The sequence below is a fragment of the Cohnella mopanensis genome (assembly GCF_022352055.1).
GTDB lineage: Bacteria > Bacillota > Bacilli > Paenibacillales > Paenibacillaceae > Cohnella > Cohnella mopanensis.
Map to the genome: position 1 here is coordinate 402,286 of NZ_JAKRWM010000001.1, position 12,498 is coordinate 414,783.

Sequence of the window (12,498 nt, forward strand, 5' to 3'; positions counted from 1 at the left end):
TGGTCGAAGACTGACTGTTGCCGGAAATTTCGCCAAAGGGGAATAAGATATGTTTTTGCATGGAACTAGCAAAATTAACAGCAAAGGTCATCTTGAGATCGGCGGCTGTGACGTTACGGACTTGGCACAACAGTTCGGAACGGCTTTATACATCGTAGATGAAGCTCTTGTGCGCCAACGCGCGCGCGAATTCATGGAAGCTTTCAGGGAGACAGGACTTCGCCATCAGGTCGCATACGCTTCCAAAGCATTTTGCGTCATGGCGATGTGCCGCGTAGTGGAAGAAGAGGGAATGAGCCTGGACGTCGTGTCCGACGGAGAATTGTACACGGCACTGCAAGCCGGATTCCCGGCTGAACGTATTCATTTCCACGGCAACAACAAAACGCCGGAGGAAATTATCATGGCGCTGGACGCAGGCATCGGATGCTTCGTCGTAGATAACTTTAACGAATTGCAGTTGTTGAACGCACTTGCCGCCGACAAGGGCAAACGCGTAAACGTGTTGCTGCGCATTACGCCGGGAGTCGAAGCCCATACGCATGATTATATTTCGACCGGTCAGCAAGATTCCAAATTCGGTTTCGACCTTGGCAACGGCACGGCGTTCAAGGCGATCGAGACGGCTATCGGCTTGCCGAACCTGAAAGTGTTGGGCGTTCATTCCCATATCGGCTCGCAAATCTTCGAAGTAGAAGGTTTCCGCATGGCCGTCGAGAAGGTTGCTGCGTTCGCGGTAGAAATTCGCGATAAGCTTAACCATACGTTCACTGTTCTTAATTTGGGCGGCGGATTCGGAATTCGTTACGTGGAAGGCGATCAGCCGCTTCCGGTCGGCGTATACGTGCAAGCTATCGCCGACGCGGTACGCACGACTTGCGAGAACGCGAACTTTGCATTGCCGGAAGTATGGATCGAACCGGGCCGCAGCATTATCGGAGACGCGGGAACGACTTTGTATACGGTAGGGACAAGCAAGGATATCCCTGGCGTTCGCAAATATATCGCCGTTGACGGAGGTATGACCGACAATCCTCGCCCCGCGTTGTACGAATCTAAATACGAGGCTGTTCTGGCTAATCGCGCGAACGATACGCTTGAAGAAGTCGTATCCGTAGCCGGCAAATGCTGCGAGAGCGGAGATATGTTGATTTGGGACTTGAAACTGCCAGCCGTCCAGTCGGGAGATTTGCTAGCGGTTTTCTGTACGGGAGCATACAACTATGCGATGGCGAGCAACTATAACCGCATTCGCCGTCCGGCTGTCGTGTTCGTAAAGGACGGCCAAGCAGATCTCGTCGTTGCCCGGGAAACGTACGATAACATCGTTGGCAATGATGTCATTCCTGCTCGCTTGCAGAAACAAACCGTAACGAAGTAAACAAGACTCTATTTCATATGCAAAGACATCATACCTAAGAGATTGGGCTATGATGTCTTTTTTTATTTAGAAGGATTCGCGCGGAATTTGTCGAAGAGAGAAGAATGATGAGTAAAAGCAAAACGTTATGGATTACGGTATTGTTCGTGCTAGCCATTACAGGCATTCGATTGATATGGATAACTTTGCAGGCGCCGCCGGAGCATCCCCATGCGGTTCAAGGCGTGCTGGATCTGCGGAATTGGGACATGAATTCCAAACATTCGATCACTTTGGATGGCGAATGGGAATTTTATCCTAACCAGCTTATTATGAACGGGGATCAGAAGCCTGAAGCTAAGACTGGCTTTATTCAAGTGCCGGGAAGCTGGAAATCATCCTTTCCCGATTCGAACTCCCCGATCGGATATGGATCCTATCGATTACGCATTCTTGTGAATCCATCGGATAAAGATCATATATACGCGTTTAGAGTAATGGAGATCGTCAACTCTTCGGAATTGTTCGTTAACGGCCGTCAGATTGCTCATGCGGGTAAACCGGCGTCTAGCCATGAGGAATACATACCGCGAAGAATGCCTTACTCCGAGGTTTACACGACCGATTTGGACGTTCTTGACGTAGTCATACACGTAGCCAATTATGTCAATCCGAAACTCGGCGGTATTACGCATTCGATCAAATTCGGAGACCATACACCGGTATTGAACGAATTAGGGTTTTCGGTCGGAGCACAGACATTAGTAAGCTTCTTGCTTCTCCTTCACGTAGTTTATGTTTGTATTTTATATTTTCTAGGTACTCCCCGAAAGGTATTGATTACTTTCGCATTGCTTACCTTTAGCGCGATTCTCATGACTTTGACGGACGATGATCTGCTATTGTTGATGTGGCTTCCCATTAATTACTCTTGGACTGTTAAATTACAGCACGTATCGCTCATTCTCGCCGGATTGCTCCTGTTGCGCTTTATCACGCAATTGTTGCCGGAATATTCGAAGAATAAATATTTAAAATATTATTTCATGTTAAGCTCTTTTACTATAATCGTTATTTTATCGGCTCCGGTTTCGTTCAATTTGCAGATATTACTTTATTCTTTTCTGATTCTTCTTATCCCGGGCATTGCCGTACCCATGATCATTCTTCGATCGGCGGTGCGGGGCGATAAGGATGTTATATTCCTGCTGCTCGGCGTAATTGCATTAATGACGAACGCGATCTGGGGGTTTATTAAGAATACATACTGGACCGATCTGAACTATTATCCCGTGGATCTCATTATTACTTTTTTGTTGATTGCCGCCTATTGGTTCAAACGTTTTTTCCGGACTTCCATGCAGACGCAAAATTTGGCCGAGAAGCTTCAGAAGGCGGACAAGCTGAAAGATGATTTTCTTGCGAACACTTCCCATGAATTGAGAAATCCTTTGCATGGCATTCTTAATTTCGCCCAATCCGTGCTGGATACGAGCGAGGGCAAGCTGGACACCGACAATACGAAAAAGCTAAAGACGCTAATTACGGTAGGCAAACGCATGACTTTCTTGCTGAATGACCTACTCGAACTCAATCGTCTCAAGGAACGCGGGATCGCGCTACATACCGCTCCCACGCGTATTCAACCGCTCGTTCTGGGCGTGATGGACATGCTTCGCTATTTGGTCGAAGGTAAACCGGTGCAATTGTCGAATACCATCCCGGACGGCTTTCCGGCCGTCGTTGCCGATGAGAATAGGCTCATCCAAATTCTATTTAATCTCGTTCATAATGCGGTCAAGTTTACGGATGTAGGCCATATCACGGTTGGAAGCGTCATTAGAAACGGGAAAGCATGGATTATTGTCGCGGATTCCGGCATAGGGATGGACGCGGAGACGCAAGGGCGAATTTTCGAACCCTATGAAAAGGGCGATAACAGTATGACGGCGATAGGGGGCGGGCTTGGCCTTGGGTTAAGCATTAGCAAGCAGCTCGTCGAGCTCCATGGCGGTGCGTTACAAGTAAGTTCCGTACTTGGAAAAGGAACCGAATTCAGCTTCGAATTACCGCTTTCGAGTCACTATGATGGACTATCGACGATGGATCATCCATTTTCTTTAATGGCCGTTACGGAAGAAGAAACTTCAAAAAGAGCTCGCGCGGAAAATGAACCTATTGTCGAGCAGACGGTTGAACGTATTACGGATAAACTAAGCGTATTAGCAGTTGACGATGATTCGGTTAACCTTAGCGTCCTAGTTAATATTCTTTCTCCTGAAATTTATGACATCGTTACGGTGACCTCCGGCGAGGAGGCTCTTGCTAACTTGGATAGAAGAGAGTGGGATTTAGTCATCGCCGACGTCATGATGCCGCGTATGTCCGGGTACGAGCTATCGCACGCGATCCGCGAACGATTCTCCATTACCGAACTGCCGATTTTGCTGCTCACGGCGAGAAGCCAACCCGAGGATATCGAAGCAGGATTCCGTTCCGGCGCCAATGATTACGTGACTAAACCCGTGGATGCGCTGGAACTTCGTTCGAGGGTTCGTGCGCTAACCGAACTGAAAAAATCGGTCCGCGAGCGGCTCAGAATGGAAGGGGCTTGGCTTCAAGCGCAGATTCAACCCCACTTCCTGTACAATACGCTCACCGCGGTAGCCGCTCTAAGCGAAATCGACACTTCGAGAATGCGCTCCTTGCTAGAAGCGTTCAGTAATTATTTGCGGTGCAGCTTCGATTTTCAGAACGCGGAGCAATTGGTGACGTTGCAGCACGAGCTTGACCTCGTACGTTCCTACCTATATATCGAAAAGGAGCGATTCGAAGATCGGCTGGAAGTGACGTGGGAAGTGAACGAAGCCAGCTTCTTGCGCATTCCTCCGCTCACGATCCAGCCCCTAGTGGAGAATGCCGTAAGGCATGGGATCATGAAGCGCTCCCGAGGGGGAGGGGTTCGCATCCGCGTCGTGGAATACGAGGAATACGCGGAAATTTCGATCAAGGATAACGGCGTCGGCATCGAAGCGGATAAACTCAAACGCATATTGGATCCTCAATCGGCTAATGCGGAGAAGGGGATCGGCTTGCTGAACACGGATCGCCGCTTAAAGCAAATTTATGGCAAAGGCCTTCAAATCAGCAGCTTTCCGAACGGCGGAACGACGGTGACCTTTAGAGTGACTAGGAACAATTCCTCCGATTAGAGGAAGGCAGCTGCTTTCATTCGATCCTACTCTTGTTGTACAATAGAGCGATATGATCTAAGGAGGATATTTAATTGTCTAAACAAGCGATAATCAAAATGGCAGACGGAAACGAAATTAATCTTGAATTGTTCAACGAGGATGCTCCGAACACGGTAGCTAACTTCGAGAAATTAGCGAATGAAGGATTCTATGACGGAATTCCTTTCCACCGCGTTATTCCGGGTTTTGTTGCGCAAGGCGGATGCCCGAACGGCAATGGAACTGGAGGACCAGGATACTCGATCAATTGTGAACACAACATTAATAAACACGACCGCGGTAGCTTGGCTATGGCGCATCGCGGACCGAATACCGGCGGAAGCCAGTTCTATATTTGCTACAACCCGCAACCTCATCTGGACGGCGTGCACACTGTCTTCGGCAAAGTGACGTCCGGCATGGAGCATGTGGACGCGCTTAAAGGCCAAGAAAAAATGGAATCTATCCGCGTAAGCTAGTGGATTGCCTCTTGTATCAAAACCTGAGTTCATGCCTTGTTGGAGGCGGGACTCAGGTTTTTTTTGGGATGGAAACGGTTTATATTAATTATGCGGTAAACTTGTTATTTAATTCCTAGTGTATCACTTGCAATTTGTAAGTGGGGATGGTACACTTCTTTTCAATAAGTTGCTTACCTTCGGGGCGGGGTGTAATTCCCCACCGACGGTGATCGGCCGTTATGCTACTCGAACAATGATGAGAGCAGCGTGCAGCCGTCAGTCCGTGACCCGTCATCGCTACTTCCGGAACAACCGGTGGGCGTGGTGCGGTGGACCTGGTGAAAATCCGGGACCGACAGTTAAAGTCTGGATGGGAGAAGGAAGCGCAGCGGCCAAGCCGTGTCCATAGCAAGTAACATAGTCGTAGGCATATAGAATGGATGAACGACAACGTCAGTTATTGTTCTTTTTTTCACAAACCTGTGGCTATAGCAGGCTGTTTCCATATGCATGTTGACGGATATCGTCTATCATGTGCAGGCAGCTTCTGTTCGATTTGCTCATCAAGACACGCATTGAAGGTCTATTTATCGCTGTGCATCTACCACCCCCGAGGCTACGACCTCGGGGGTTTTCTGTTTGAAAATGTCCAAACAGGCCTGAAGGTACGGGAGGGAGAGGTGCCTATGGAATTGTTGAATGATGATTATTACATGCAGCTTGCATTGAATTTAGCGGGAGGCGCAACCGGTCAAACCGGCGTGAATCCCGTTGTCGGCTGCGTCGTCGTGAAAGATGGCCGAATCGTCGGAATGGGTGCCCATCTGAAACGCGGCGAAGGTCACGCCGAAGTACTAGCGCTGAATATGGCGGGTGAGCAAGCAAAGGGAGCGACGGCTTATGTAACGCTGGAGCCTTGCAGCCATCATGGTCAGACTCCGCCATGTTGCGAACGTCTTATCGCGGAAGGCGTCGGGAGAGTCGTTGTCGCTACGGTGGATCCTAATCCGTTAGTTGCAGGCAGCGGAATTAGACGATTACGGGAAGCGGGAATTCAGGTTGAGGTAGGAGTGCTAGAAGCCGATGCCGTCCAATTGAATGAAGCGTTCAACAAATTTATCGTGACAGGGCGCCCTTTCGTCACGCTAAAGACTGCGTTATCCCTTGATGGACGTATTGCTACGCGCACCGGTCATAGCCGCTGGATAACCGGTTCCCAATCGAGAGAGGCCGTGCATACGCTTCGCCATCGCCATAGCGCGATTATGGTGGGTGCGGAGACGGTGCTTGCGGACGATCCGGAGTTGACGACGCGTTTAAGCGTTCCCGGCCTGAACCCAACGAGAATCGTCGTCGATTCTAGGCTCAGAGTCCCTCATGAAGCGAGGGTGCTGAATGATTCGGCGCCCACGATCGTATTGACGACCGATCGATCCGATGAGGTCAAGGCCGGCCTCCTTCGCCAACATGGCATCGAAGTGCTACGTTGCGGCTCCGATGAACGCGTCGATCTGACGATCGCGATGGAGTCGTTAAGCAAACGCGGGATCAGCTCGATTTTACTAGAAGGTGGAGGCGTGCTGAACGGAGCAATGCTGGAAGCCGGTCTGGTAGATAAGCTTATGCTGTTCTACGCTCCGATTGTCGTCGGCGGGGATGGGGCACCATCCGCTTTCCAATTCAAAGGACCCGAAGAGATGTCGTCCGCCTTGCGCCTGAGTCGAGTATCGATGCAGACGTACGGCGATGACTGGTGTATTACGGGATATCCTGCGGTCAATTCGGCCGAGACGGAATCGGTGGCTTTTGCCCTTAAGGAGGAGAAATCATGTTCACAGGACTGATCGAAGAAATGGGTACGCTGAGGTCTGTTCAACGTCGGGGAGAAGCGATGATTCTTAGCATTTCCGCTTCTAAAGTGCTATCGGACGTGAAGCTTGGCGATAGCATCGCTGTTAACGGCGTTTGCCTGACCGTGGTCGAATTCGATCGAACAACGTTCGCGGTGGATGTCATGCCGGAAACCTATCGGCTCACGACTTTACAATCCATTCAAACGGGTAGCCCGTTAAATCTGGAGAGGGCTATGATGGCCGGGGGAAGATTCGGCGGCCATCTCGTACAAGGACATGTTGACGGGACGGGAACGATAAGAGGCAGAACGGCAGAAGCGAACGCGGTCGTATTTACGATCGAGCCGAATAACCCGGAACTGCTTAGGCATATGGTGCAGCAAGGCTCGGTAACGCTCGACGGAATTAGCTTAACGATCGTATCGGTCGATAGGGACTCCGGTACCTTTACCGTTTCGATCATACCGCACACGCTGCGTGAAACGGTGCTTCAAGTGAAGCAACCGGGGGAAGTTTTGAATATCGAATGCGATATTTTAGGTAAGTACGTCGATCACCTGCTGGGTTTGCGGGAGGGGAAACCTGCACGCAAATCTGGCGGATTAACGGAGTCCGTTCTGCGCGATAATGGATTTATGTGAAAGGAGCGAGAAGCATGACACACAAACATTTTGACCCGATTGAAGATGCGATTTATGATTTAATGAGAGGCAAGGTCATCATTGTCGTCGACGACGAGGACCGGGAGAATGAAGGAGATCTCGTCGCGCTTGCGGATAAAGCTACGCCGGAGGTCATTAACTTCATGATCCGCGAAGCGAGAGGGCTGCTGTGCGTACCGATTACGCAAGAGAGAGCGGAAGCTCTTGACCTGCCGCCAATGGTCAGTCACAATACGGATTATCACGGTACGGCATTTACCGTCTCGGTAGATCACATATCGACAACGACGGGCATATCCGCCCCCGAGCGTTCCATATCCGTTCAAGCGCTGATCGATCCGGCCGCAAAGCCAGGCGACTTCCGCAGACCGGGACATATATTCCCGTTAATCGCGAAAGACGGAGGCGTGCTAAGACGAGCCGGGCATACGGAAGCGGCGGTTGATCTGGCTAAAATGTGCGGATCTCCTCCAGCGGCAGTCATCTGCGAGGTTATTAAGGAAGATGGCACGATGGCTAGATTGCCCGACTTAGAAGTGTTCGCTAAAGAACATTCCTTAAAGTTGATTACGATCAAGGACTTGATCCACTACCGCAACGAGAAGGAAAAGCTCGTCAAGAGAGAAGTCGAAGTGAGAATGCCAACCGACTTCGGTACTTTTCAAGCGATTGCTTATACGAACGAAGTCGACAACAAAGAACATGTCGCTTTCGTTAAAGGCGAGATTGACGGCTCTAAGCCCGTGCTAGTCCGCGTCCATTCGGAATGCTTGACGGGAGACGTGTTCCACTCCCATCGGTGCGATTGCGGTCCTCAACTGGAAGCCGCGCTAAAGCAAATCGATGAGAACGGAAGCGGAGTGCTTCTGTATATGAGGCAGGAAGGCCGCGGAATAGGCTTGATTAATAAATTGCGGGCTTATCAATTGCAAGAACAAGGTTTGGACACGGTAGACGCGAATATCAAATTAGGTTTTGCACCTGATTTGAGGGAGTATGGTATCGGAGCCCAAATTCTGAAAGATATCGGCATTCGGGATATTCGTCTCTTGACGAACAATCCGCGTAAAATCAAAGGTCTGGAAGGTTACGGGCTCAACGTCGTTGAACGCGTGCCGATTCAAATGACCGAGAACGAAGACAACACGGGTTATTTGCACACGAAAAAAGCGAAGCTGGGTCATCTATTGTCTTTCAAAGGCGATCCGGATTATGAAATTTAATTTAAATCACCCAATAATCGATTTTCTATCTAAGAGAGGATGAATGACATGTCAGTAGTATACGAAGGTCACTTAATTTCCAAGGGGTTAAAATACGCGGTTGTCGTCGGAAGATTTAACGAGTTTATTACGTCTAAATTGTTAGGCGGGGCGCTGGACGCGCTTAAGCGTCATGGAGTGGAAGAGAACGAAATTGAGATCGCTTGGGTACCGGGAGCGTTCGAAATTCCTTTTATCGCCCAGAAGCTTGCGGAGAGCGGCAAATATGACGCTGTCATTACGCTAGGTGCGGTTATTCGTGGGTCTACTCCGCATTTCGACTTCGTGTGCAATGAGGTTGCGAAAGGCGTTGCGGCGATTTCGCTGAAATCGGGCGTTCCGACGATTTTCGGAGTGCTTACGACGGACAGCATCGAGCAAGCGGTTGAGCGTGCAGGCACGAAAGCCGGCAATAAAGGCTGGGAAGCTGCGACGACTGCGATCGAAATGGCTAATTTGTCTCGTGCAATCTCGGGCTAATGATATAATAGGTAGTAAAATGTGTACTTGCTTCATGTAGGGGGAGAAACACGCGTGGCAATGTTGTACAAGCTGGAAACGTTCGAAGGGCCGCTCGATTTGCTGCTGCATCTCATCGACAAAGCAGAAATCGATATTCAGGATATTTCGATCAACGAGATCACGGATCAATACATGGAGTATCTGGCGGCCATGCAGGAGTTGGAGCTTGACATTACCAGCGAGTTTCTCGTCATGGCGGCGACGTTGCTATCCATGAAGAGCAGGCAACTGCTTCCGAAGCCGCCCGTCACCGAGGAACCATGGCTTACGGTTGATGACGACGAGTATTTGGATCCGCGCGAAGAACTCATTCGCAAGCTGATCGAATACCGTAAGTTCAAATCCGTCGCCGGACAGCTTCGGGAGAAAGAATGGGATCGAAGCCAAGTGTACACGCGCGAGCCTGCGGATTTATCTCCTTTCGAGAAGGTAATCCAGACCAATCCGGTTGAAGGGCTTCACGTCGACGATCTGGTCAACGCGTTTCAGAAGGCGATGCGGCGATTGGCCGGTAGACATCGGGTATCTTCCATCCGCAAAGACGAGATTTCCGTGAAGGATCGTATTTTCGATATCATCGAGACGCTTAAGAGCCGGACTCATGACGGGAAATTGCTTTTTTCCCAATTGCTTGGAGACGGGGATGACCGCGAGGAAATCGTCGTCACTTTCCTTGCAATACTCGAGTTGATGAAGCGGAAGTGGATTTCATGCCATCAGAACGCTTTATTCGACGAAATCGTGTTGACGTGGACGGGGAGAGAGGATAACAATGGATTACTCGACATTGAAATCAGTACTTGAAGGATTGCTGTTCGTATCCGGCGACGAAGGAATCAGCGCCAAGACGGCTGCCGAAGTGGTCGAGACGGACATAGAAGTCGTCAAGGACGTGCTGAAGGATCTCCAGAAGGAGCTCACCAAGAAAAACCGCGGAATCCGGATCGCCGAAGTCGCCGGAGGGTATCGGTTGACTACCGTTATCGAGCATGCCCCATACTTCGAGAAACTGGCTTACTCTCCTTCGCGTTCCGCGCTTTCGCAAGCGGCATTGGAAACGTTGTCGATTATTGCGTACAGACAGCCGATCACTCGAGTGGAAATCGAAGAAATACGCGGCGTAAAGGCTGACCGGGCGCTACATAATTTGGTCAACAAGGATTTGATCGAGGAGAAGGGGCGGGCGGATGCGTTAGGCAGGCCTATCCTATACGGAACGACTAAATCGTTCCTCGATTATTTCGGATTGGCGAGCATTTCCAGCTTGCCGGAACCGACCATCTCCGATGGGGACGATGAATTGGAAGAAAGAACGAAGATGCTGTTCGATCGTATTGAAGGCCGCCAGCTTTCCATGGAAGACATGGATAGGGAATTGGATACGGAATGAATCGCAGTTAATGGAATGAGGAATTCCCAGAAGGTCATACTACCCCTAAGAAAGGCGGGGAAAGTATGGCCTTCTGGCTTTGGATCGTATTGGCAATCGTGATCGCGGGGTTGGTCGCAGCTTTGTTTTCCCGGATTAGAGTTCGGGTTCGTTATTCGAGAAGCGGCCGATTGGATCAGCTTGTCGTCGTTATTCAAGCTCTATACGGTCTGTTTCATTACCAGGTCAACTTGCCGTCTATCGTCATTCGCGGCTGGAACGTGGTTTACAAGGAGCATAGGGAAGGGAATATTCTCGGTCCTAAGCGGAATAATAAAAAGCGGATTATCGGAAGGCTGACTATTGTTCGTTACATGAAAGCCTATCGGACGATTTTGTTATCGACGACAAAATTCAGAAGGTGGGCAAGGCAGACGATGAAAAAAATCGAATGTACCCGCTGGCGTCTTGATTTTCGCGTAGGCACTGGCGATGCCGCATCTACAGCGACGATGACGGGACTGTTATGGGCGGTATCCGGTTGCGCTTCCGGCGCAGCTGCCCAACTGATCTCCCTGAAAACTTCCCCTCAAGGCGATATCGCGCCGAATTATTCGTCAACCGAATTTACGGTTGTATGGGAGGCCGACTTCCGCATTCGGCTGAGCGCCGCCTTGTGGGCCGTCGTGAAGCTTGGTACTAGCACGATTCGCATAGGGAAAGCGATCCGCGCATGGCGTAATTGGCTTTCCGGCCCTCCGGAGAGCGTGAGCTAGCAAGAGTTCTGCTAGTCGGGTGAAAAGCGAACGGGACGGAGAAGGCTGTTTAGCCCGACTCCGTCCCGTTTTTACTTATTTATCATCGTATCTTTACAGGTTATTACTTAGAGGAATATTTCTTTAAATCTCCATTTTCTTTTAAATATTGATAGAGACGATGTAAAGTGGTAGCGGCTTCGGCTCTTGTCAGCAACTTTCTCGGCGCAAATTTACCTTCGGAAGCGGTCATCAAACCGAGCTTCTGTAACGTTGCAAGCGTCGTTCCGGTTATCGCGGAGGAGTCGTCACTAAAATAGCCTTCACTAATGATGAGAGGAAACATCGCGTTTGTCCGGTCATTGGCTTCGTTGTATCTGCCATCCTCTTCCTTATATTCGCTTTCGTCAATTATTTTAATATCGCTCATGTTCTCTCTGATGATCGACAAGGCTTCGGAGGAATCTTGAATTTCTCCGAAGATCGCAGGGAGCAGTTTAGCAGCCCCGATTCTTGTCAGCTTAGTGTCGGGATAAAATTTAAAACCTTTGTTTGAACTGCTATATGTGTCCCATGTTGCGACATAAATCGTATCGTTTATGTATTTATAAGCCCAATATGATTTTGGAACGTCCAAAAACTTATTGATTTTCCAATAGTTGGCATTCGTATCGCGATTCGGTTTAAACTTGTCGAACAACTTCGCGGACAACGTGACGAACTCCGCCTTCGTGACGGCTTGGTCTGGTTTGAACGTTCCGTCGGAATAGCCTTTGATAACTCCTTTATCGTTCATGAAACGGATCGACTCGATAGCCCAGGAGTACTTTTCTTCGTTTACGTCCTTGAAAGATTTGGTTTGAGCAGTAACGGCGGATGAACCTAATAATAAGGTCATCGTTAACATTAGAGCTGTAGTGATTTTAGTGATTTTTTTCATTTGGATCCTCATCCTTCTCTTCTAGTTGATTGCGACATTAAGTGACATTTGTCGAATGGGGTCGCAAACCGCATTATACAC

At 49.6% G+C, this 12,498-nt stretch carries 11 protein-coding genes and 1 riboswitch; of the genes, 10 read left to right on the forward strand and 1 reads right to left on the reverse strand.

Annotated features, from left to right (window positions below):
- Positions 1-49: 49 nt before the first annotated feature.
- The 10 genes from lysA to L3D05_RS01845 all read left to right on the forward strand — a co-directional run bounded on the left by lysA (position 50) and on the right by L3D05_RS01845 (position 11,498).
- Positions 50-1,381 carry a diaminopimelate decarboxylase gene (lysA, locus tag L3D05_RS01800; protein ID WP_239614062.1) on the forward strand — a complete coding sequence of 444 codons (1,332 nt, stop codon included), beginning with the start codon at positions 50-52 and terminating at the stop codon, positions 1,379-1,381.
- 107 nt (positions 1,382-1,488) lie between these two features.
- Positions 1,489-4,572 carry a hybrid sensor histidine kinase/response regulator gene (locus tag L3D05_RS01805; protein WP_239614064.1) on the forward strand — a complete coding sequence of 1,028 codons (3,084 nt, stop codon included), beginning with the start codon at positions 1,489-1,491 and terminating at the stop codon, positions 4,570-4,572.
- A 74-nt stretch (positions 4,573-4,646) separates the two neighbouring features.
- Complete coding sequence (locus L3D05_RS01810) at positions 4,647-5,072, forward strand: peptidylprolyl isomerase (protein WP_239614066.1); 426 nt, start codon at positions 4,647-4,649, stop codon at positions 5,070-5,072.
- A gap of 171 nt (positions 5,073-5,243) precedes the next feature.
- Positions 5,244-5,440, forward strand: a riboswitch (FMN riboswitch).
- A gap of 300 nt (positions 5,441-5,740) precedes the next feature.
- Positions 5,741-6,898, forward strand: coding sequence for a bifunctional diaminohydroxyphosphoribosylaminopyrimidine deaminase/5-amino-6-(5-phosphoribosylamino)uracil reductase RibD (ribD, locus tag L3D05_RS01815; protein ID WP_239614067.1), 1,158 nt, complete (start codon positions 5,741-5,743; stop codon positions 6,896-6,898).
- A complete protein-coding gene (ribE, locus tag L3D05_RS01820) occupies positions 6,883-7,548 on the forward strand; it encodes a riboflavin synthase (RefSeq protein WP_239614069.1) in 666 nt (221 codons plus the stop codon). Before ribD ends, ribE begins: the two co-directional genes overlap by 16 nt.
- A 14-nt stretch (positions 7,549-7,562) precedes the next feature.
- A complete protein-coding gene (locus L3D05_RS01825; RefSeq protein ID WP_239614070.1) occupies positions 7,563-8,792 on the forward strand; it encodes a bifunctional 3,4-dihydroxy-2-butanone-4-phosphate synthase/GTP cyclohydrolase II in 1,230 nt (409 codons plus the stop codon).
- 48 nt (positions 8,793-8,840) lie between these two features.
- A complete protein-coding gene (gene ribH, locus L3D05_RS01830) occupies positions 8,841-9,311 on the forward strand; it encodes a 6,7-dimethyl-8-ribityllumazine synthase (protein ID WP_239614072.1) in 471 nt (156 codons plus the stop codon).
- Between the two features lie 54 nt (positions 9,312-9,365).
- Complete coding sequence (locus tag L3D05_RS01835) at positions 9,366-10,157, forward strand: segregation and condensation protein A (protein ID WP_500786035.1); 792 nt, start codon at positions 9,366-9,368, stop codon at positions 10,155-10,157.
- Positions 10,126-10,743, forward strand: coding sequence for an SMC-Scp complex subunit ScpB (gene scpB, locus L3D05_RS01840; RefSeq protein ID WP_239614073.1), 618 nt, complete (start codon positions 10,126-10,128; stop codon positions 10,741-10,743). The genes L3D05_RS01835 and scpB overlap by 32 nt, the downstream gene beginning before the upstream one ends.
- A 65-nt stretch (positions 10,744-10,808) precedes the next feature.
- On the forward strand, positions 10,809-11,498 hold the full coding sequence (locus L3D05_RS01845; protein ID WP_239614075.1) for a DUF2953 domain-containing protein: 690 nt from the start codon (positions 10,809-10,811) through the stop codon (positions 11,496-11,498).
- A gap of 103 nt (positions 11,499-11,601) precedes the next feature.
- On the opposite strand, the gene L3D05_RS01850 is transcribed toward L3D05_RS01845, so the two are convergent.
- The gene (locus L3D05_RS01850; protein WP_239614077.1) at positions 11,602-12,417 is read right to left on the reverse strand and encodes an S-layer homology domain-containing protein; all 816 of its coding nucleotides are present in this window, start codon (positions 12,415-12,417) and stop codon (positions 11,602-11,604) included.
- Positions 12,418-12,498: the final 81 nt, after the last annotated feature.